This window comes from Serratia sp. KG1D, from assembly GCF_037150675.1.
In the GTDB taxonomy this organism is placed as follows: Bacteria; Pseudomonadota; Gammaproteobacteria; order Enterobacterales; family Enterobacteriaceae; genus Serratia; species Serratia nematodiphila.
This window is the reverse complement of sequence record NZ_JBAGIH010000001.1, coordinates 2,053,661-2,072,821: the sequence shown is the minus strand read 5'-3', so window position 1 is coordinate 2,072,821 and position 19,161 is coordinate 2,053,661. Positions and strand designations below refer to the sequence as shown.

Here is a 19,161-nt window from a genome sequence, read left to right as displayed (position 1 = left end):
GCCGGAGGCTCAGGCCTCCGGCGTATTCTCTTCTGTTTTCCTGACGCGCGATTCGTACTGCTGCAACCACAGCGGGAAAACGTGGATCGGCATCGGCTTGGCGAAATAATACCCCTGCAGGGCATTGACCTCACGCGAGCGCAGATAGTCGGCCTGTTCCGCCGTTTCTACCCCTTCAGCCACCAGCTTCAGCTTCAGCCGCTGCGCCAGCGTAATGATGGTATCGGTCACCGTGGCGTTGACCGCGTCGGTACCGATGGCCGCGGTAAACCCGCGGTCGATCTTTAACACGTCCGGGCTAAGGTTCTTCAGGTAGCTCAGCGAGCTGTGGCCGGTGCCGAAATCGTCGATGGCCAGCATGATCCCCATGTCTTTCAGCGTCCGGATCTGGTCATGCTGGATCGCCGACAGCGCGGTGCGTTCGGTCAGCTCCAGCATCAGTGACGGCATCGGATGCGCCGGTAGCCAAATCCGACGGATATCGTCGATGATGTTGAGCGTTTTAAAGTGTTCGGCGGCGACGTTGATGCTGATGTAGAACGACGGTCGCGGCGGGAACAGCTGCAGATTTTCCGTCACGGTGTTCATCAGATAACGGGTCAGCGGAATGATCAGCTCATGCTGCTCGGCCAGCGGAATAAACACGTCGGGGGAGATCCACCCTTGCCGCTTCTTTTTCCAGCGCAGCAGCATCTCAACGCCGGCGCAGCGCCCGGTGTCGCTATGGATGATGGGCTGGCAATAGACGCGGAACTCGCGATGGGTGATGGCATGGCCGATGTGATAAGACAGGCTCATGCGGTTAGCGGTGAGCAGATAGACCACATAGGCGGCCAACAGGCTGATCAGCAGCGCGAGCGGGATATGGCGCGGCAGTGCGGAAAGCGCCAGCATGCCGATCTGCGGGCCGAACAGCGAAATCGAGAACGGGTATAGCGCAGAGCCGGCGGTGTAGCGCAGATCGTTGGTCAGGGTGTCACGGCTCAGGATTTCGCGTCGGCCGTATTCCAGGCTGCTGTCAGCCACGTTCAGCACCACGCGCTGAACGTAAGGCTCCTGCGGCTCGAGTAAAAAGTTGGACAGCAGCTCGATATTAAACACGTGCAGCACGCCGCTGGTTTTATCGTGGGGGGATGGCGTCCACATCACCAGCGTGGGCAGGCCTTTGCTCACCGCCAGCGAGGGGCGCAGCGCCAGCCTGGCGTTGCTGTTGACGAAGGTCGGCATTACCGCGGCCAGCTGATAATGACGGGAACCAAACAGGCTGGAGCAGTAAATAATGCCGTTTTTTACCAGCAACATGGCGCGTAGCGCCTGATTCTGCGCGGCGCGAAAGCGCAGGGTCGACGAAACGTTCTCGCAGGGCTGGTCCAGCATGTCCATGCTGCGCTCCGCCTGCAGCTGAGCCGGCGTCAACAACTGGTTGAGCTTGCCGACGGTGCGGGTGGCCAATGTCTGTTGGCTCAGCTCGATACTTTTGACCTCTTGATAGTAACGGGTATACAGCGATACCAACAGAATAGCCGCGCCCACCGCTCCGGCCAGCAGCCAACGGTAATAACGATATCGGGACGCGGCGAGGTGGGTCATCAACATCCGGTAAATCCTTGTTCGGTAATCCAGCCCCGAGTCACGGTCAGGTCATAGATCCTTAAGTTGCGCTCGGCTAATTCTAGCCTGAGGTTATACAAGATTGATGGTAACTCAGTAAATTATTTCGATTTGGCAAAACAGAAGGTCAATTTGCAGGCTAACCACCGGATCGATGAGAGAAATGCAGGATTTTTTCTGGTGACATTGTCACAAAAAGCGGCCAGTGAATTGATTACCCATAAAAAACCCCGCCGGGTGGCGGGGTTGTCTGTCAGTCGCATTGCACCTTGATTGCCAGGCCGCCGCGTGACGTTTCGCGGTACTTGGCGTTCATGTCTTTGCCGGTTTCGTACATGGTCTCGATCACCTTATCCAGCGAAACGCGCGGCTCGCTGGTGCGACGCAGGGCCATGCGGGCGGCGTTGATCGCCTTGACCGAGGCGATGGCGTTGCGCTCGATGCACGGCACCTGCACCTGGCCGGCGACCGGGTCACAGGTCAGACCCAGGTTGTGTTCCATGCCGATCTCCGCCGCCACACAGACCTGCTCAGGGCTGCCGCCCAGCAGTTCGGCCAGACCGGCCGCCGCCATGGAGCAGGCAACGCCGACTTCACCCTGGCAACCGACTTCGGCGCCGGAGATGGAGGCGTTCATCTTGTACAACGCGCCGATCGCACCCGCCGCCATAAAGTAGCGGATGTAGATATCCGGGCTGACGGACTCGATGAAGTGATCGTAGTAAGCCAGCACCGCAGGCACGATGCCGCAGGCGCCGTTGGTCGGCGCAGTGACCACGCGGCCGCCGGCGGCGTTTTCTTCGTTAACCGCCAGCGCGAACATGTTGACCCAGTCGATCACGTTCATCGGATCGCTGGACAGTTTGTCCGACGCCACCAGCATGCGTCGCAGCGCGGAGGCCCGGCGCGGTACGCGCAGCGGCCCCGGCAGTACGCCTTCGGTGTTCAGACCGCGGTCGATACAGGCGCGCATGGTTTGCCAGACGTTGCCGAAGTAGGTCTCGATCTCTTGCTTACTGTGCAGCGCCAGTTCGTTCTGCATCACCATGCCGGACAGCGACAGGCCGGTCTCGCGGCAGTGGTCGAGCATTTCGCGCGCGGAGTTGAACGGATATGGCATTTGCAGTTCTTGCTCGGCGGCCTTGCCGAAATTCTCCTCGTCGACGATGAAACCGCCGCCGATAGAGTAATAGGTCTTGCTGTACACTTCTTTATCGCCGGCGAAGGCGTGGATCTGCATGCCGTTTTCGTGCAGCGGCAGGTTGTCGCTGCGGAAGACCATGCCGCCGTCGCGTGGGAAATCGACTTCATGCAGGCCGTTGGCCAGCATCAGGCGTTGACGTTGTTCTACATCGCGAATAAAACCCGGAATGCTATCGATATCGACGGTGTCCGGCATGTTGCCGGCCAGGCCGAGAATGATGGCGATATCGGTATGGTGACCTTTGCCGGTCAATGAGAGTGAGCCGTAAACGTCTACGGCAACACGCGTGATAGAAGGCATCAGGCCTTTATTTACCAGATCGTCGACAAACTGTTTGCCGGCTTTCATCGGTCCAACCGTATGAGAGCTGGACGGGCCGATGCCGATCTTAAACATGTCGAAAACGCTAATCACGCTAAAACTCCTTAAAGAGACGTATTGTTATGGCTGCGGCGGTCAAAAACCGCGCAGGGAACAGCGATATTGTAAAAGGGCCGTGCGGGTTCGGCTGCCTTTTTCGCATGAAATTAAATAATCCGTGGTGTCGCTTTTTTTACTGATTACCCGGGGCGAACCCTTGTGCGGGGTATCCGCTTTCGCCCAAGCTCCATTAGCGGTAATCGCGCCAGCTTTCCGTGCTGAACGCCGCCGGCTTAATCCCTGTTTCTACAGTGGTTTATCTCGGACGGTGGTATTTTACAGGTATTTCGTAAGGTTTAAGAGAGGGTTTACAGTTTTTTTAAAACCATTCAAACGGAACGGTAGTTGAAAAAGCGATCAAATGAAGTGATAGCGATCGCTTTACCCGCCGCGGAGGTCGGCAACCGTGCCAGATTGCGAGTCAGATCACGTAATGCGGGCTAAATACTGACCTGTTGCGCCAGGCGCCGAATGATAGCGGCGGTCAGCCCCCAGATAAACTGGCTGTGATACCAGGAGAGGTAGATGCGGTGCGTATGGCCGGCGCGATGAATATCCAGCGGATAGTAACGTGACAGGGTCAGCGCTTCCCGCAGGGGCATCTCGAACACGTCCGCCACTTCGCCTTCATTGGCGTGGAACTGCACGTCCGGCGGGATGAGGCCGACGATAGGGGTAACCTGAAATCCGGTGCTGCTGTCGAGCGGCGCCATTTGGCCGAGGACAGTCACCGCTTGCGGCGGTATCGCCACTTCTTCCTGCGCTTCTCGCAGCGCCGTGACGATCGCCGATCCGTCTTCGGCGTCGGTTTTGCCGCCGGGGAAGGCCACTTGACCGGCATGTTTGCGCAGCGAGTCGGCACGGCGGGTCAACAGCAGCGTCGGCTCGGCGCGGCAGACGATCGGGATCAGCACCGCCGCCGGGCGCACATGGTGCGAAATCTGCGTCGCCTGTGGCAGCTGCAGTTGAAAACGGCTGATAAAGGCGAGCAGTGAGGCCGGTGCGTTCGATGGGATCACGACAGGGCATACTCCCCTAGCTGCGGCAAAATGCGGCCGACCTTGTCGAAGGTCTCCTGGTATTCCGCCTGCTCCTGGCTGTCCGCCACGATGCCGCCGCCGGCGGAGCAGTGGATGCGACCGTTTTCGGTGACGAGCGTGCGAATGGTGATATTGGTGTCCATGGTGCCGCAGGCGCTCAGGTAACCGATGCTGCCGCAATAGGCATTGCGGCGCTGCGGCTCCAACTCTTCGATGATTTCCATCGCGCGCACCTTGGGCGCGCCGGTGATCGAACCGCCGGGGAAGCAGGCACGCAGCAGTTCGGCCGCCGAGGTATGGTTTGGCAGGATCGCGGTGATGGTGCTCACCAGGTGATGCACGGCGGGGAACGGCTCCACGGCGAACAGTTCCGGCACCCGTACGCTGCCAGGTTGGGCGACGCGGCCGATATCGTTGCGCAGCAGATCGACGATCATCAGATTTTCAGCGCGATCCTTGGGTGAATCGGCCAAACGGCGAGCCTGCGCGGCGTCCTGTTCCGCGTCCGCCAGCCGCGGCAGCGTGCCCTTGATCGGGCGGGTTTGGATACGCTGCTGCTCCAGCCACAGGAAGCGCTCGGGAGAGACGCTCAGTACGCTGTTGTGCGGCAAGCGCAGGAAGGCCGAGAACGGCGCGCGGTTGCAGGCGCTCAGGCGGCAGAACGCCTGCCATTCATCCCCCTGATAGTCGGCGGAGAATCGTTGTGCCAGATTAATTTGGTAACAGTCGCCGCTGCGCAGGTAGTGCTGAATACGTTGGAATTTCTCGCCGTATTGTCGCCGGCTCATATTGGCGCGCCAGTCGCTCAGCAGCGTGAAAGGGCGTTCTGTAGGTGCGGTTTGGCTATTGAGCCAGCGCCAGCGCTGCTCCACATCGCCATAGCTGAGCAGCGTCAGGGTTTGCAATTGGTGGTCGGCGATCGCTGCCCAGTCATAAATGCCCACTGCCATATCCGGCAAAGCGAGGTCGGCTTCGGCCAACTGCGGCAGGGTTTCCACCCGGCGCCCAAGATCGTAGCCGAACAGTCCCAGAGCTCCGCCCTGAAACGGCAGGTCCGGATTAAACGCCGGCTGCCAGCCTTGCGCCGCCAGTTGCTGCTGCAGCAAGGAGAACGGATCTTCCTGCGACTGAATGGTGACGCCGTCACTTTCGATTTGCGTGTCGGCACCCCGGGTGGTGAGTGTCACGCGCGGTTGTGCGACCAGGATATCGAAGCGGTTGTGCGAATGGTCGGCAAAGCCCGAATGCAGCAGCATCGCCCAAGGCTGCGATGAAAGCGGGGCGAAAAGCGTCATCAGGGCACGGCGGCTGTAGGGCAAAGATTTTATGTTTGGGGCGGTTACGCTCATGAACGTCAATAAACCTGGCTGTGAGGACGGCGATATCTGGCGGCTAGTGTGCCATAGACAGCCACGTCATGCATGTTTTGCCATGCACGACATGAAGCACAGTTCACATAAACAGCAGCTCAACAAACCTTAAATAAGGCATTTTTTGCGCCATTGATTATACTTCGATATGTTAAAAATTTAACGTCAAATGCACTGGAAGCCTATTCATCGAGGGCGCAATACCCGAGAAATATAAAAAAAGATTCGTTAATTTCATAAATTTATTATTTCTGCTTGTTATTAGAAGCGGGGGAGATGTTGCTATGCCCGATTTTAGCAACGTCGCCGCCTTTTAGAATTAATGGCTTAATTACTCAGCGCTTTTCTGGCGCGGGTTTGAGAAAGAAAGGCCAGTTCGGTTCCATTAGCCAGCGCGGGAATTTGCAGTGTTTCACGCCTATCCCAAGCCTACGCAGGCCGAATGAGTCTTTTAGAAAAATAAAATTATTATTTTGTTACATTATCATTGAAGAGCTGACTATGTCGTTAATGCTGAGCGTGATCGTCCCGATGCACAATGCGGGGGAATTATTGGAGCCTTTCCTGGCCTCGCTGCTGGCCCAGCGCGAGCAACGGTTGGAGGTGATCATCGTCAACGATGGTTCCACTGACGGTTCAGGAGAGATCGCGCACCGTTACGCGGCGGTACATCCGCATATTCGTGTGATCGATCAGGCCAATGCCGGCGTTTCTAACGCGCGTAATGCCGGGCTTGCCGTTGCCCAAGGCAAATATGTGGCGTTTCCCGATGCCGACGACTTGCTGGCGCCGGAGATGTATTCCACGCTGCTGGAACAGGCGGAAAAACACCAATTAGACGTGATGCAATGTAATGGCGAGCGCTATTTCACCAGCCAAGATGAATTGCAGCCGATTTTTCCCGAGGCGCGTTTGCGTACCACCGATGTGATCAGTGGCGTGCAGTGGTTTGAACGTGCGCTGAAATCGCGAAAGTTTATTCACGTTGTATGGCTGGCAATATATCGCCTCGACTTTATTCGCCAGCATCGGCTTTATTTCGAGCCGGGGTTACATCACCAGGATATTCCCTGGACGACAGAAGTCATGTTTAATGCCAAACGAGTCAAATATTTAAGTACGCCGCTGTACCGTCAACGGGTGCACGACAAGTCGATCAGTAATCGTCGTCGCATCGGTAAGGCGAACGTGGAGTATCAACGCCACTATATGAAAATCGTCGACATGCTGGAGCGGCTCAACCAGCGCTATGCGGGCACTATCGTCATTCGTCCGGCTTTCCATTGGCAAATCACCCGCGAAGCGCTGGGCATTTGCCACAGCATTCGTCGCGAGCCGGAACCGGCCGCTCAGAGTCAGATCACCGAAGAGTTCTATCAGCGCGGTATCGATAGAGCGATGTTCGCCAATGCGCGCGGCCTGAAGCAGGGGTGGCATGTCATGCTGTGGCGGCATCGCCTGAAGCAGTGGCGCAACGATAACGGCTGTTCGCAACCGGCCTGACGCACCAGACGTTGGGATCCGCCGCGTTAGCGCGTATACTCCTTCTCCCTTTTGCCGGAGAGAACGACACATGCATGCAGGTATGCCATTACTGAATCACGCGGAGCAGCAGGAAGCGGCGGATCGCATCCATCAACTGATGGAGCAGGGCATGAGCAGCGGTGAGGCCATTGCTCGCGTTGCGCAGGAAATTCGCGAGAAGCATCAGGGTGCTCAGGTTGCGGTATTGTTCGATGACGAAGACGAGCAACATGAGGCCGCACCGGAGGCGTCGCGGGATGACGATGCTGAAGAAGACGAAGACTATTGACGTTATCGGGGCCGCGCAAGCGGCCCCGTGAGTATCAGCCGTTGACCGTCACGGCGGCGGCGGCTTGTTTCGCTTGCTCCACCGCCAGTTCCGTCGTGTTGGCCGTCGCCAGCGCTACGCCCAGACGACGTTGCCCGGCGATCTCCGGTTTGCCGAACAGGCGCAGCTGGTTGTGCCCGCGCAGCGCATTTTCCAGTCCGCTGAAACGCACATCGCTGCTGGTGAGCTGCGGCAGGATCACCGCCGAAGCGGAAGGGCCGAACTGGCGGATGGCGCCAATCGGCAACCCGAGAAATGCGCGAACGTGCAGGGCGAACTCGGACAGATCCTGTGAGATCAACGTAACCATGCCGGTATCGTGCGGCCGCGGAGACACTTCGCTGAAGATCACATCGTCGCCGCAGACGAACAGCTCCACGCCGAACAGGCCGAATCCGCCCAGGGCTTTCACCACCTTCTCCGCAATAGCCTGAGCACGGCTCAACGCCGTGGCTGACATGCGCTGCGGTTGCCAGGATTCGCGATAATCTCCGTCTTCCTGACGATGGCCGATCGGCTCGCAGAAATGTACGCCGTCCACGGCGCTGATGGTCAGCAACGTAATTTCAAAATCAAATCTTACCAACCCTTCGACGATCACCCGGCCGCCGCCGGCGCGTCCACCCTGTTGCGCGTAATCCCAGGCGCTTTGCAGCTGCTCAGGCGCGCGGATCAGGCTTTGTCCTTTGCCGGAAGAACTCATCACCGGTTTGACGATGCACGGGTAGCCGATGTGCTCGACCGCCTGCCGGAAAGCCGCTTCGCTGTCGGCAAAGCGATAGCTGGAGGTGGGCAGGCCAAGTTCTTCCGCCGCCAGACGGCGGATGCCTTCGCGGTTCATGGTCAGGCGCGTGGCTTCGGCGCAGGGCACCACGCGGTGGCCCTGACGTTCAAGTTCCACCAGCATGGCGGTGGCGATCGCTTCGATTTCGGGAACGATATAGTCCGGCCGCTCTTGTTCGATAACGGCTTTCAACGCGTCACCGTCCAGCATATTGATGACGTGACTGCGGTGCGCCACATGCATGGCGGGGGCGTCGGCATAGCGATCGACGGCGATCACTTCCAGACCGAGGCGCTGGCATTCAATGGCGACTTCTTTACCCAGCTCCCCGGAGCCGAGCAACATAACGCGGGTGGCGGAAGGGCGCAGGGCGGTTCCAATCGTTAACATAGTTTCGTACCTGGATCGGTGAAAGTAAGCGGATTGATGATCGGCGGGCAGTATATACGAAAACGATTGCGTTCACAGCCACCGCGCCAGGTTTGTTGCTAACTTACTGTTTTTATAACAAGCAGAAATATTTGCCCTGCCTGGGCGATTGTGCGTTAATAAGCGACGGCGAAAGAAGGCCTATATATAGCAAGGTTTTCGCGTCTCGTGCCGTCAAGGCAGGTTTATCAAGTAAAGGAAACACAAATGAGCAAGATCACTGGTCACGTTAAATGGTTCAACGAAAGCAAAGGTTTCGGCTTCATCACGCCTGCCGACGGCTCTAAAGACGTTTTCGTTCATTTTTCCGCTATCGTTAGCGATGGTTTCAAGACTCTGGCTGAAGGCCAGCAGGTTGAATTCTCCATCCAGGACAGCCAACGTGGCCCAGCTGCAGCCAACGTCGTTGCGATTTAACGACTGAGCCGCCAAGAAACCCGCCGCCGGCGGGTTTTTTTATGCCCGCAGCCCGTAACGCCGCCCATCTCTGTTATCATTTACCGCTGATTCGGCGCCAACCTGCGGGCGCGCCGCCATTCCATTCGTCATATAAGAGTTATCGCCGTGAGCACAGTTTCTTTTTCTTCCCTGCCTCTGCCAGCCGAACAGTTGGCCAACCTCAACGAACTGGGGTACGCCAAAATGACGCCGGTGCAGGCCGCCGCGTTGCCCGCTATCCTGCAAGGGCGAGACGTGCGCGCCAAGGCGAAAACCGGCAGCGGCAAAACGGCGGCATTCGGCATTGGCTTGCTGAATAACATCGTCGTTACTCAGGTTGCCACGCAGGCGCTGGTGCTCTGCCCCACTCGCGAGTTGGCCGATCAGGTGAGCAAAGAGCTGCGTCGCCTGGCGCGTTTCACGCAAAACATCAAAATTCTGACGCTGTGCGGTGGCCAACCGATGGGGCCGCAGCTCGACTCGCTGGTGCACGCGCCACACATCGTGGTGGGGACGCCGGGGCGCATTCAGGAGCATCTGCGCAAGAAAACGCTGCTGCTGGACGAGCTGAAGGTGTTGGTGCTGGATGAGGCCGACCGCATGTTGGATATGGGTTTCGCTGACGATATCGACGATGTGATCAGCTACACGCCGCCGCAGCGTCAGACGCTGTTGTTTTCCGCCACTTATCCGGCGGGCATCGAACGCATCAGCGAGCGTGTTCAGCGTCAGCCGCTGAGCGTCGAAGTGGACGATGACGAAGCGCAGACCGCTATCGAACAACGCTTTTATGAGACTACGCGCGAGCAGCGTCCGGCGCTCCTGGTGTCGGCCATTCGCTACCATCAACCCGCGTCCTGCGTGGTGTTCTGCAATACCAAGCGCGATTGTCAGACAGTGCTTGAGGCCCTGGAGGCCCGCGGCATCAGCGCGCTGGCGCTGCATGGCGATCTGGAGCAGCGCGACCGCGATCAGGTGTTGGTGCGCTTCGCCAATCGCAGTTGCCGAGTGTTGGTGGCGACCGACGTCGCCGCTCGCGGGCTGGACATCAAAGAGCTGGAGCTGGTGGTTAACTACGAACTGGCGTTCGATCCCGAAGTGCATGTGCACCGTATCGGCCGCACCGGCCGCGCCGGCATGAGCGGGCTGGCGATCAGCCTGTGCACGCCGCAGGAGATGGCGCGGGCGCATGCGATTGAAGACTACCTGCAGATGACCGTCGATTGGGCGCCGGTGTCCGAGCTGAGCGGGGCGGCCAACGGCTCGCTGGAGGCAGAGATGGTGACGCTGTGCATCGACGGCGGCCGCAAGGCGAAGATCCGTCCCGGCGATATCCTTGGCGCGCTGACCGGCGATGCCGGGCTGACGGCGGCGGAAGTGGGCAAGATCGACATGTTCCCGGTGCATGCCTACGTCGCGATCCGTAAAGCCAGCGCGCGCAAGGCGTTGCAACAGCTGCAACAGGGCAAAATCAAAGGCAAGAGCTGCAAGGTGCGGCTGCTGAAATAAGCCGAAGGCGGGCGGCGGTTTGCCCTCCCGCCATTATCTATTTATACTGTATGTAATTACAGTTACTTGAGTATTTGAGGACGCACGCATGGCGGTTGAAGTTAAATATGTGGTGGTGAGAAACGGTGAGGAAAAAATGACTTTCGCGAGCAAGAAAGAAGCCGACGCCTACGACAAAATGCTGGATCTGGCGGATAACCTCGGAGAGTGGCTGCAACAGGCGCCGCTAAACCTGGACGACGAACAGCGCGAAGGGCTGAGCTTCTTCCTGGCAGAGAATAAAGATGCGCTGGGTCTGATTCTGCGCGGCGCTTCACCGGCGGAAACCCTCAAGAAACCGGCGGAAGCGAAAGCGAAAAAAGCGGCCTCTAACTCAAAAGAGGGATCTGCGTCAGAAAAGCAAGCGGCATAATGACTTATGTTGCGGTGTTGTGATGAAAAAGGATCTAAAATGAGCCGTGAAATAACTTTCTTCAGCCGCTTTGAGCAAGATATTCTGGCCGGGCGCAAAACCATCACCATTCGGGATGCCAGTGAGTCGCACTTCGAACCGGGCGAGGTATTGCGCGTAAGCCGCAATGAAGACGGCGTATTTTTCTGCTTTATCGAAGTGCTGTCGGTAACGCCGGTGCGCCTGGACGCGCTGACTGAACGCCACGCACAGCAGGAGAACATGTCGCTCGGCGAACTGAAGCAGGTGATCAAGGAAATCTATCCGGGCCTGGATTCGCTGTTTGTCATCGAGTTCGTCAAACGGTAAACCCTTTGCCGAAACCCTGTTGTGAGCCAGGGATGGGCGCCCGGATAGCGCTAATCACAACGGGAGGAGATATGAAAAAAACGGGTTTGGCTATCGCCTTGTTGGCCATGATGGGAGCATCGACTGCGGTGTGGGCGCAGGATCACGAGCAGCGCGCCGCCAAGGTGGGGCAGTGTGCGGGTCTGCAGCCGGCGGATATCGCCGCCCAGGTCAAGCGCGACTTCTTGCAGAACCGCATCACGCGCTGGGAATCGGACAAAAAGCTGCTGGGCACCGCCACCCCGATCGCCTGGGTCAGCCCGGATGCCATCACCGGCAAGGATCAGGTATGGCAGGTGCCGTTGACGGTGCGTGGCACCAAGGCAGATAAAACCTACAACGTGACGCTCAACTGCAACACCGGCGAGATCGCCTACAGCGCGCCGCAGTAACGCTTTTTTGGCAATAAAAAGCCCGCCTGGCGGCGGGCTTGATGTCCCCAGACGGCGTCAGTCGCTGAACGGTATCACCAACTCACCCGGTTTCACTTCCAATCCCTTCGCCAGTTTTTTCGCCAGCGCTTCGGTTTTGCTGTTGTCAGGATTCAGCACATAAGCCGGTTTTTGGTCGAAGTAAGACTTCAGTGACTGGTTCAGATATGGCGTCAGCGCTTTCATCACCGTCTGCATTTTTTCCGGCTGCACGCTGTAATCGGTCAGTTCCATGTCTTTCAGGTAAATGGCGCCCTGTGCGCGGTCGTAAACCGGCTGCGCTTTCAGCGTCAGCTTCAGATCCGCCGCCTGCGGGCCGAGAATCGACGTGATGTTGACCTTGGCGTCGCCGGAAAGGGTGACTTTACCCGGCTCGCTGCGGCCGATCTGGCTTTGCAGCTGCGTCAGCACGATGTTGGCGTCCACCAGGCCGGGCACGCCGATCTGCTTCTGATAGTCGTTATGTTTCTGCAGGTAATCATTCACTTCCTGCTCGCTCAGGGTGTACTGGGTCAGTTGATTGCAACCGGCCAATACGCCGGCGAACAGCAGGGCGGCTGCGCCCATCAGGATCTTCTTCATTAATGCCTCATTGCGACTGCTGGCGAAAAGTGCTGCAGATAATTGATTAATCATTATAAACGTTCCGCCTGCGCGTGAAAACGGCAGGCGGCGATGTGCAGAGGATAGTGCGCGCAAAAACGGGCGACACCTATCGGATAACGCCGAAAGCGTCAGCGCCGCAATCGCAGCGCCAGGAGGATCACGCCGGCCAGGCAGGCCGCGGCCCCCAACAGCGGGAACAGCGGAATGCCCCACAACTGCAGTGAGGAGTGCATCAGATAAGGCGCCAGACCCAGGGTGAAAGCGGCGGTGACAATGGCGATAGCCAGGGTGACGGCGGCGCGTTCCAGCGCTTTGCTCAACTGGCCGAGATTACTGACGTTGATATCGGCATTGAGCTGCCCGCGTTTTAGGCGGCGCACCAACAGCCGCAGGGTTTGCGGCAGTTCTTCCCCGGCGTCGAGCGCTTCCCCGCCCAGGGCCAACAACCGCTGGCGCACGGCGTCAGGGGCATAGCGTTGCAGCACCGTTTGTTGCAGCATCGGTTTGAGCGTGGCGACGATATCGAAGGCGGGATCCAATCGGTGCAGCACGCCGTCGGCGGTGATTAACGCCTTGAACAGCAGCACCAGATCGGGCGGCAGCGCCAACTGGTGTTCACGCGCCATCACCAGCAGGTCGGTCAGAGCCTTGCCCAACGTCAGGGTGGCGGCGGCCTGTTTGTCGAGAAAGTTTTGCGCCGCCAGCTCCAGATCCATCAGATCCAGCGGTTCGCTGTCCGACCAGGCGATCAGCGTGTTGACGATGCCTTCGGACTGACGATCGGCAATGGCCTGCAGCAGCAGAAGCAACTGATTGCGCCGCCGCTCAGACAGTTGGCCCACCATGCCGAAGTCGATAAAGCCAACGCGGTCCCCGCTCAGCGCCATGACGTTGCCGGGGTGAGGATCGGCGTGATACAACCGATGCTCCAGCACCATGCTCATAAAGGCGCGCGCGCCGCGTTGCGCCAGCAGCGGGCCGTCAAAGCCCGCCGCCGCCAATTGCTGAGGGTTCTCCGGCGCGGTGCCGGGCAAGTACTCCTGCACTAACAGGCGCGGGGAAGACCATTGCCAATAGATTTTCGGCACGACCACATCGGGTTCATGCGCGAACATCTTGGCGACGCGATCGCAGTTATGCCCTTCGTGAGTCAAATCCAGCTCATGATTGAGCGCCGTCGCCAGCGCTCTGACCATCTGCCGCGGCCGATAGCGCGCCAACGCGGGGCTCTGCTGCTCCACGGTTTCCGCCAGCGAGGCCAGCAGCCGCAGATCGGCGTGGATGGTTTTCGCCAGGCCGGGCCGCAGCACTTTCACCACCACCTGTTCGCCGCTGTGCAAGCGGGCGCGGTAAATTTGCGCCATCGATGCTGCGGCCAGCGGCGTGCGATCGAATTCGGCAAACTGCTGCTCGGGCTCGCCCCCCAGATCGGCGATGATTTGCGGCGCCAGCGTTTCCCATGGCAACACCGCTGCCTGGCTGTGCAGGCGATCCAGTTCGTTGGTCCAGGCCGGATCCAGAAGATCAGAACGCGTGGCCAGGATTTGGCCGAATTTGACGAAGGTCGGGCCCAGCGCCTCGAGCGCTTCGCGCAGCCGCTCGGGCAGGGTTTGTGCGTCCTGTTGGGCGGATCCAGCGCGGGCGCCGCGCAGCAAAGCCCCCAGGCCCAGCAGACGCAGAACGTCTTGCAGGCCGTAACGAATCAGAACAGAGGTAATTTCCTTCAGCCGCGCCCGATCGCGAGCGGTGGCGAGCACCATTTTCAGCATCAGTACGCCCTATCCTTTGGGTTATTCAAACGTTATTGTTCCATGTCCAGCAGCAACGGCACCTCGCAGCGCTGCGCCATGCGGTTGCGGTAGGTTTCCACGTTCTCCGGCAGCGCAACCCCGGCGACGATCGACAACGAGCGCAGCAGCGGGAACAGGTGGATATCGTCCTCGGACAGTTCGCCGTTTACCGCTTCGGCGGAGACGATCAGCGGTGACAGGGTTTGCAGATCGGCCTCCAGCTGGGCGATCAGATCGGCGCTGTTGGCGAGATGCTCGGCGAAATCACCGATTGACCCCTGCTTTTTATCGATAAAATAACGGCGGGCGCTGTCGGTGGCGAACTCTTCGAAATCGGCATGCGCAATACGCGGCAACAGCAATTTTGCGCTGTACCCGCCGACCCGCTGCAGCCACTCGGCAATGGCCGGGTTGGTGCGGCCGGTCAGCACCGGCTTGCCGTCCAGGTTATCGACATAGCGCACGATATCCAGGCTTTCCGGCATCGCTTCGCCGTTGTCTTTGACCAGGATAGGCACCATTTTTTGGCCGATCAGGTTGAACGGAGTCGTCTCATCGTCGTTGAGCAACGTGACCAGGCGAATCGGCAGACGTTTCAGGCCAAAAATCATGCGGGCTTTAACGCAGAATGGGCAATGATCGTAAATGAACAGTTTCATGCTTGCTCCGGGTTGTCAGGTTTTAACAGCAATAGTTACCACAGCTTATCGAGGCTGTCTTGACGTGCGTGTGTTGGATGGTGCGTTATTGCGATATTGCCCGCGCACCGGCGCGGGCTAGGGGGCGTTATTTCTTGGCCGGTACCGAGTTGAGCACATCGATCAGGTGAATGCGAGCTTCTTCCAGGTCGATTTTGTCACGTTCGTTGGCGGCGGTGACGACCTGCAGCTGTTTGATAATATCGTTTTTCAGGCCGGCGTCGCTGGCGAGGATATGGGCCAGGGCCTTTTCCACCAGGGTGGAACGCGCATAAATCATGCGCAAGTTCAGTATCATATGTTCGAGTAGTTGCGGTAATTTTGCTTCTTCGCTCATGCCGACGGGCTCCTGTGGGGGTTTTTACTAACAGGATAGCAGCTGTTGCCGATTCGGCCGGATTTCTATGGCGTTAACCGCCGCGCAGCATCATCGATGCACTGCGTCGCGGGCTGAACTGCCAGTACAGCGCCAGCAACGTAGCGAAGCCCACTGCCCCAAGCAGCAACCAGGGTAGCACCGGCATGTTCATCGTGCGTCCGGTATCGTACATCCAGCCGCCGCCGGTGTAACCTAACGCGCCACCCAGCGCCAGACCAAGGCGGCTAAAGCCCATATAGCTGCCACGCGCACGTGGATCGGCCAGCGAAGCGCTCAGCGTCTCGCGCGCCGGTTCGGCGATGATCGAACCCAGGTAGAAACAGCAGATCAGCGTGAACACGCCTTGCAGGCTGCTGGCGAGGCCGATCGGCAGCAGGCTGAGCGTCATCAGCAGCAGGCCCGCCATCAGGCGCTGCTCAAGCCGGAAGTGTTTTTCTCCCCAACGCGCCAGCGGATAGAGCAGCGACAACGACAGCGCCGCTTCAATCGCATACATCCATTTCACCGCCGCCGGTGAGCCGGCGATTTCATTGACCACGATCGGCAGCATCAGCATCACCTGTACCGCCAGCATATAGTAGCCGGTCAGCGTCAGGACATAGGTGAGGAAGCGGCGATCGCGCACGACCCGCAGCATGCCTTCTTTCATCGGCACGCGCACGGTTGAGATGCGGTAAGCCGGCAGTAGCCAGGCGTTCCAGCCGGCGGCCAGCACGAAGATCGCCGCCCCGACCCAGCAGACAAAGTGGAAGTCGTACTGCAGCAGCCAACTGCCGATCAGCGCGCCGACGACCGCGCCGGCGCTGTCCTGCATCATCAGCAGCGAGAAAAAGCGGCCGCGTTCGTGCGGGCGGGTCAGCTTAATCACCAAAGCGGTGCGCGGCGGATCGAACAGCGTGCCGCCGAGGGCGGACAGTGCGCAAGAGAACCACAGGATCCAGGGGGCATCGGCCATCGCCATGGTGGCGAAACCGGCGGCGCGCAGCAACATGCCCGTGACGATCATCGGCTTGGCGCCGAAGCGATCGGCGATGGCGCCGCCAAAGATGCCGAGCCCTTGTTGCAGCAGCTGACGCAAACCCAGCGCGATGCCGACGATCAGCGCCGCCCATCCCAATTGATCGACGAAGCGGATCGAAATAAGCGGAAAAACGACAAAGAAGCCTAAAACCACCAGCAGGTTGTCGAGCAATAGAAAATATTTACCCAAGCTGCGCGCTTGCGACACCAGAGACATGCTTCACCATGAGCAATTAAAGACAGAGGGGAGAACAACGCTTCCATTCTCTACCCAATTGCCGGACGGCGACAGGGGGCGTGTAGATAATATTTTTTTATCGTCAAGGTGTTATCTGTACTGCAAAATGGGCGGAAAAATGCCGTAAAACGCGTATTCGGCGATTTACTGAGCGACCGAGGTTTTACCTCGGGGGCGGGCTACGGTTATATTGAATGCAGGGAAGTGCGGTTCTGAAGCGCTATTGGCAAAATAAAATCATGCCATCAGATCGGCATCGGATGATTATCCACGCGGCTTCCCAATAAATACTTCTTATCGAACCGTTTTGACTGCGGGGGAAATGATGTTCGGCTACCGCTCTGCATCGCCAAAAGTACGTCTTACTACCGACCGGATGGTGGTCCGTTTAGTGCATGAACGGGATGCCTATCGTCTGGCGGATTATTATGCCGAGAACCGAGCCTTTCTCAAACCCTGGGAGCCGGTGCGCGACGAAAGCCATTGTTATCCTTCCGGCTGGCAGGCGCGTCTGGGGATGATCGCTGAAATGCAAAAGCAGGGCAGCGCCTACTATTTTATCCTGCTCGATCCAGAAGAGCAGGAAGTGCGCGGCGTGGCGAACTTCAGCAACGTGCTGCGCGGTTCGTTTCACGCCTGTTTCCTCGGTTATTCGCTGGGGGAGAAATGGCAGGGACAGGGGCTGATGTTCGAAGCCTTGCAGTCCGCCATCCGCTATATGCTGCGCCAACAGCGCATGCACCGCATCATGGCCAACTATATGCCGCACAACCAGCGCAGTGGCGCATTGCTGACGCGTCTGGGATTCGAACGCGAAGGTTACGCCAAGGATTACCTGCTGATCGACGGCCAGTGGCAAGACCACGTTTTGACGGCATACACCAATAAAGAGTGGCTACCCCCACGTTGAGGCCAAACGATGAAATATGAATTGAACGCCAAAGAGGCTCGGGTTATCGGCTGCCTGTTGGAAAAACAGGTCACGACCCCGGATCAATACCCGCTTTCGCTGAATGCTATTACGCTGGCATGTAACCAAAAAACCAACCGTGAACCGGTGATGGATCTGAGCGAAAGCGAAGTGCAGCAGCTGCTCGATCTGTTGCTGCGCAAACATTTCCTGCGCACCCTCAGCGGATTCGGCAACCGGGTAGTGAAGTACGAACAGCGGTTTTGCAACTCCGAGTTCGGCCAACTGAAACTTACGCCCGCCGAACTGGCGGTGATCGCCACCTTACTGCTGCGCGGCGCGCAAACGCCCGGCGAGCTGCGCACCCGTACCAATCGGATGCACGAGTTCAGTGATGTCAACGAGGTCGAACAGGTGTTGCAACAGTTGGCCACGCGAGAAGATGGCCCGTTCGTGGTGCGCCTGGCGCGTGAGCCGGGCAAGCGCGAAAGCCGATTCATGCATCTGTTCAGCGGCCAGATTGATGAAGCGCCGGCGGCGGCGTTCGAATCCGAGTTCGACGGCGAACTGAGCGCCAGGGTTAGCGCATTGGAAAGCGAAGTGGCGGAACTGAAACGGCAGTTGCAACATCTGTTGGTGAGGGATGCGAATGACTAAATTGCGTGTAGGCGTGGTGGGATTGGGCAGTATCGCGCAGAAGGCTTATCTGCCAATCCTCGGCCAGGCGGCGGATTGGACGCTGGTGGGCGGTTTTTCGCCCAATCAGCAAAAAGCGCAGCCGCTGTGCGACAGCTACCGCATGGCCTGTTTCTCCCGGCTGGACAGCCTGGCCGAACAGTGCGACGCGGTCTTTGTTCACAGCAGCACCGCCAGCCATTTTTCAGTAATAGGCGAGCTGCTGAACCGCGGCGTGCACGTTTACGTCGATAAACCGCTGGCGGAGACGCTGGAGCAGGGCGAGCAGTTGCTTGAGCTGGCCGAGCGGCGAGGCAAAACGTTGATGGTGGGGTTCAACCGGCGTTTCGCGCCGCTTTACCGGCAGCTCAAGCAGCAAATGAACCAGCCGGCCTCCATTCGCATGGATAAACATCGGGCGGACAGCGTCGGCCCGCACGATCTGCGTTTTACCCTGTTGGATGATTACCTGCACGTGGTGGACACGGCGCTGTGGCTGGCGGGCGGCGGCGAGCAACTGCTGAGCGGCAGCGTGCGCACCAACGCCGCAGGCGAAATGCTGTACGCCGAGCATCACTTCGCCTGCGGCGATACGCAGGTGACGACCAGCATGCATCGCCGCGGCGGCAGCCAGCGCGAAAGCGTGCAGGCGGTGACAGACGGCGCGCTGTATCAGTTGACCGATATGCGCCACTGGCTGCGTGAAGATGCGCAGGGCGAGTTGGAACAACCGGTGCCGGGCTGGCAAAGCACGCTGGTGCAACGCGGCTTCGACGGTGCGGTGCGGCATTTCCTTGATGCCGTCGCCAATCAGAGCGCGCCGGAAACCGGCGGCGAACAGGCGCTGCTTGCCCAGCGGGTGGTCGAGCGTTTGCTGCGGGATAACTCTATGTAACATCTGGCGGTAGCTATTCTTTTCCGGATGCGTAAACTGAGCCGATTGTTTCACTGACGCCTG

20 protein-coding genes are annotated in these 19,161 nt (G+C 58.7%); 10 read left to right on the top strand and 10 right to left on the bottom strand.

The features are described from left to right. Nucleotides 1-9: 9 nt before the first annotated feature. The 4 genes from WFM45_RS10075 to pabB form a co-directional block, all read right to left on the bottom strand. Complete coding sequence (locus tag WFM45_RS10075) at nucleotides 10-1,596, bottom strand: EAL domain-containing protein (RefSeq protein ID WP_004927593.1); 1,587 nt, start codon at nucleotides 1,594-1,596, stop codon at nucleotides 10-12. A gap of 268 nt (nucleotides 1,597-1,864) precedes the next feature. After that, nucleotides 1,865-3,229: an L-serine ammonia-lyase gene (gene sdaA / locus WFM45_RS10070; RefSeq protein ID WP_004927589.1), complete on the bottom strand. Its 1,365-nt coding sequence runs from the start codon at nucleotides 3,227-3,229 to the stop codon at nucleotides 1,865-1,867. Between the two features lie 446 nt (nucleotides 3,230-3,675). Beyond that, on the bottom strand, nucleotides 3,676-4,254 hold the full coding sequence (locus WFM45_RS10065; RefSeq protein WP_336955390.1) for a CoA pyrophosphatase: 579 nt from the start codon (nucleotides 4,252-4,254) through the stop codon (nucleotides 3,676-3,678). Further along, the gene (pabB, locus tag WFM45_RS10060) at nucleotides 4,251-5,624 is read right to left on the bottom strand and encodes an aminodeoxychorismate synthase component 1 (RefSeq protein WP_160125563.1); all 1,374 of its coding nucleotides are present in this window, start codon (nucleotides 5,622-5,624) and stop codon (nucleotides 4,251-4,253) included. The genes WFM45_RS10065 and pabB overlap by 4 nt, the downstream gene beginning before the upstream one ends. A 522-nt stretch (nucleotides 5,625-6,146) precedes the next feature. Here pabB and WFM45_RS10055 point away from each other — a divergent pair. Both WFM45_RS10055 and WFM45_RS10050 read left to right on the top strand, forming a co-directional pair. After that, nucleotides 6,147-7,148 (top strand): glycosyltransferase, encoded by a 1,002-nt coding sequence (locus WFM45_RS10055; RefSeq protein WP_015378152.1) that lies wholly within the window; start codon nucleotides 6,147-6,149, stop codon nucleotides 7,146-7,148. A 70-nt stretch (nucleotides 7,149-7,218) separates the two neighbouring features. After that, nucleotides 7,219-7,458 (top strand): YoaH family protein, encoded by a 240-nt coding sequence (locus tag WFM45_RS10050; RefSeq protein ID WP_015378151.1) that lies wholly within the window; start codon nucleotides 7,219-7,221, stop codon nucleotides 7,456-7,458. Nucleotides 7,459-7,492: 34 nt separating this feature from the next. Here the strand turns inward: WFM45_RS10050 and purT are convergent, their stop codons facing one another. After that, entirely contained in the window at nucleotides 7,493-8,671 is a 1,179-nt protein-coding gene (purT, locus tag WFM45_RS10045; RefSeq protein WP_004927575.1) for a formate-dependent phosphoribosylglycinamide formyltransferase, read from the bottom strand. A gap of 246 nt (nucleotides 8,672-8,917) precedes the next feature. Between purT and cspE the strand changes: the two genes are divergently transcribed. The 5 genes from cspE (at nucleotide 8,918) to yebF (ending at nucleotide 11,848) form a co-directional block, all read left to right on the top strand. Continuing rightward, on the top strand, nucleotides 8,918-9,127 hold the full coding sequence (gene cspE, locus WFM45_RS10040) for a transcription antiterminator/RNA stability regulator CspE (RefSeq protein WP_004927572.1): 210 nt from the start codon (nucleotides 8,918-8,920) through the stop codon (nucleotides 9,125-9,127). A gap of 147 nt (nucleotides 9,128-9,274) precedes the next feature. Continuing rightward, entirely contained in the window at nucleotides 9,275-10,657 is a 1,383-nt protein-coding gene (gene dbpA, locus WFM45_RS10035; protein ID WP_031299688.1) for an ATP-dependent RNA helicase DbpA, read from the top strand. An 88-nt stretch (nucleotides 10,658-10,745) separates the two neighbouring features. Then, nucleotides 10,746-11,069 (top strand): YebG family protein, encoded by a 324-nt coding sequence (locus WFM45_RS10030; protein WP_004927565.1) that lies wholly within the window; start codon nucleotides 10,746-10,748, stop codon nucleotides 11,067-11,069. Between the two features lie 39 nt (nucleotides 11,070-11,108). Further along, entirely contained in the window at nucleotides 11,109-11,417 is a 309-nt protein-coding gene (gene yqfB / locus WFM45_RS10025) for a N(4)-acetylcytidine aminohydrolase (protein WP_021503892.1), read from the top strand. Nucleotides 11,418-11,488: 71 nt separating this feature from the next. After that, the gene (gene yebF / locus WFM45_RS10020; RefSeq protein WP_015378148.1) at nucleotides 11,489-11,848 is read left to right on the top strand and encodes a protein YebF; all 360 of its coding nucleotides are present in this window, start codon (nucleotides 11,489-11,491) and stop codon (nucleotides 11,846-11,848) included. Between the two features lie 57 nt (nucleotides 11,849-11,905). Here the strand turns inward: yebF and WFM45_RS10015 are convergent, their stop codons facing one another. The 5 genes from WFM45_RS10015 to mdtH all read right to left on the bottom strand — a co-directional run bounded on the left by WFM45_RS10015 (nucleotide 11,906) and on the right by mdtH (nucleotide 16,597). Next, nucleotides 11,906-12,469 carry a lipoprotein gene (locus WFM45_RS10015; RefSeq protein ID WP_004927555.1) on the bottom strand — a complete coding sequence of 188 codons (564 nt, stop codon included), beginning with the start codon at nucleotides 12,467-12,469 and terminating at the stop codon, nucleotides 11,906-11,908. A 152-nt stretch (nucleotides 12,470-12,621) separates the two neighbouring features. Then, the gene (locus tag WFM45_RS10010) at nucleotides 12,622-14,262 is read right to left on the bottom strand and encodes an ABC1 kinase family protein (RefSeq protein ID WP_336955382.1); all 1,641 of its coding nucleotides are present in this window, start codon (nucleotides 14,260-14,262) and stop codon (nucleotides 12,622-12,624) included. Nucleotides 14,263-14,294: 32 nt separating this feature from the next. After that, nucleotides 14,295-14,942 carry a glutaredoxin 2 gene (grxB, locus tag WFM45_RS10005; protein WP_015378146.1) on the bottom strand — a complete coding sequence of 216 codons (648 nt, stop codon included), beginning with the start codon at nucleotides 14,940-14,942 and terminating at the stop codon, nucleotides 14,295-14,297. Nucleotides 14,943-15,069: 127 nt separating this feature from the next. Beyond that, complete coding sequence (locus WFM45_RS10000; protein ID WP_004929632.1) at nucleotides 15,070-15,318, bottom strand: hypothetical protein; 249 nt, start codon at nucleotides 15,316-15,318, stop codon at nucleotides 15,070-15,072. Nucleotides 15,319-15,391: 73 nt separating this feature from the next. Further along, nucleotides 15,392-16,597, bottom strand: coding sequence for a multidrug efflux MFS transporter MdtH (gene mdtH / locus WFM45_RS09995; RefSeq protein ID WP_088381672.1), 1,206 nt, complete (start codon nucleotides 16,595-16,597; stop codon nucleotides 15,392-15,394). A 346-nt stretch (nucleotides 16,598-16,943) separates the two neighbouring features. Between mdtH and rimJ the strand changes: the two genes are divergently transcribed. The 3 genes from rimJ to WFM45_RS09980 are packed head-to-tail and all read left to right on the top strand — an operon-like array spanning nucleotide 16,944 to nucleotide 19,098. Then, complete coding sequence (gene rimJ, locus WFM45_RS09990) at nucleotides 16,944-17,528, top strand: ribosomal protein S5-alanine N-acetyltransferase (RefSeq protein ID WP_004929636.1); 585 nt, start codon at nucleotides 16,944-16,946, stop codon at nucleotides 17,526-17,528. 9 nt (nucleotides 17,529-17,537) lie between these two features. Further along, nucleotides 17,538-18,185, top strand: a complete 648-nt coding sequence (locus WFM45_RS09985; RefSeq protein WP_075684562.1) for a YceH family protein — start codon at nucleotides 17,538-17,540, stop codon at nucleotides 18,183-18,185. Further along, nucleotides 18,178-19,098 (top strand): Gfo/Idh/MocA family protein, encoded by a 921-nt coding sequence (locus WFM45_RS09980; RefSeq protein ID WP_004929639.1) that lies wholly within the window; start codon nucleotides 18,178-18,180, stop codon nucleotides 19,096-19,098. The genes WFM45_RS09985 and WFM45_RS09980 overlap by 8 nt, the downstream gene beginning before the upstream one ends. Nucleotides 19,099-19,161 lie beyond the last annotated feature (63 nt).

What these genes read in the sequence shown, in the direction of transcription:
- pabB (WP_160125563.1), bottom strand. Translation starts at nt 5,624, where the DNA reads ATGAGCGTAACCGCCCCAAACATAAAATCTTTGCCCTACAGCCGCCGT.
- WFM45_RS09980 (WP_004929639.1), top strand. Translation starts at nt 18,178, where the DNA reads ATGACTAAATTGCGTGTAGGCGTGGTGGGATTGGGCAGTATCGCGCAG.
- WFM45_RS10030 (WP_004927565.1), top strand. Translation starts at nt 10,746, where the DNA reads ATGGCGGTTGAAGTTAAATATGTGGTGGTGAGAAACGGTGAGGAAAAA.
- grxB (WP_015378146.1), bottom strand. Translation starts at nt 14,942, where the DNA reads ATGAAACTGTTCATTTACGATCATTGCCCATTCTGCGTTAAAGCCCGC.
- WFM45_RS09985 (WP_075684562.1), top strand. Translation starts at nt 17,538, where the DNA reads ATGAAATATGAATTGAACGCCAAAGAGGCTCGGGTTATCGGCTGCCTG.
- mdtH (WP_088381672.1), bottom strand. Translation starts at nt 16,597, where the DNA reads ATGTCTCTGGTGTCGCAAGCGCGCAGCTTGGGTAAATATTTTCTATTG.
- WFM45_RS10000 (WP_004929632.1), bottom strand. Translation starts at nt 15,318, where the DNA reads ATGAGCGAAGAAGCAAAATTACCGCAACTACTCGAACATATGATACTG.
- WFM45_RS10055 (WP_015378152.1), top strand. Translation starts at nt 6,147, where the DNA reads ATGTCGTTAATGCTGAGCGTGATCGTCCCGATGCACAATGCGGGGGAA.
- WFM45_RS10010 (WP_336955382.1), bottom strand. Translation starts at nt 14,262, where the DNA reads ATGCTGAAAATGGTGCTCGCCACCGCTCGCGATCGGGCGCGGCTGAAG.
- purT (WP_004927575.1), bottom strand. Translation starts at nt 8,671, where the DNA reads ATGTTAACGATTGGAACCGCCCTGCGCCCTTCCGCCACCCGCGTTATG.
- cspE (WP_004927572.1), top strand. Translation starts at nt 8,918, where the DNA reads ATGAGCAAGATCACTGGTCACGTTAAATGGTTCAACGAAAGCAAAGGT.
- WFM45_RS10015 (WP_004927555.1), bottom strand. Translation starts at nt 12,469, where the DNA reads ATGAAGAAGATCCTGATGGGCGCAGCCGCCCTGCTGTTCGCCGGCGTA.
- WFM45_RS10050 (WP_015378151.1), top strand. Translation starts at nt 7,219, where the DNA reads ATGCATGCAGGTATGCCATTACTGAATCACGCGGAGCAGCAGGAAGCG.
- yqfB (WP_021503892.1), top strand. Translation starts at nt 11,109, where the DNA reads ATGAGCCGTGAAATAACTTTCTTCAGCCGCTTTGAGCAAGATATTCTG.
- WFM45_RS10075 (WP_004927593.1), bottom strand. Translation starts at nt 1,596, where the DNA reads ATGTTGATGACCCACCTCGCCGCGTCCCGATATCGTTATTACCGTTGG.
- yebF (WP_015378148.1), top strand. Translation starts at nt 11,489, where the DNA reads ATGAAAAAAACGGGTTTGGCTATCGCCTTGTTGGCCATGATGGGAGCA.
- rimJ (WP_004929636.1), top strand. Translation starts at nt 16,944, where the DNA reads ATGTTCGGCTACCGCTCTGCATCGCCAAAAGTACGTCTTACTACCGAC.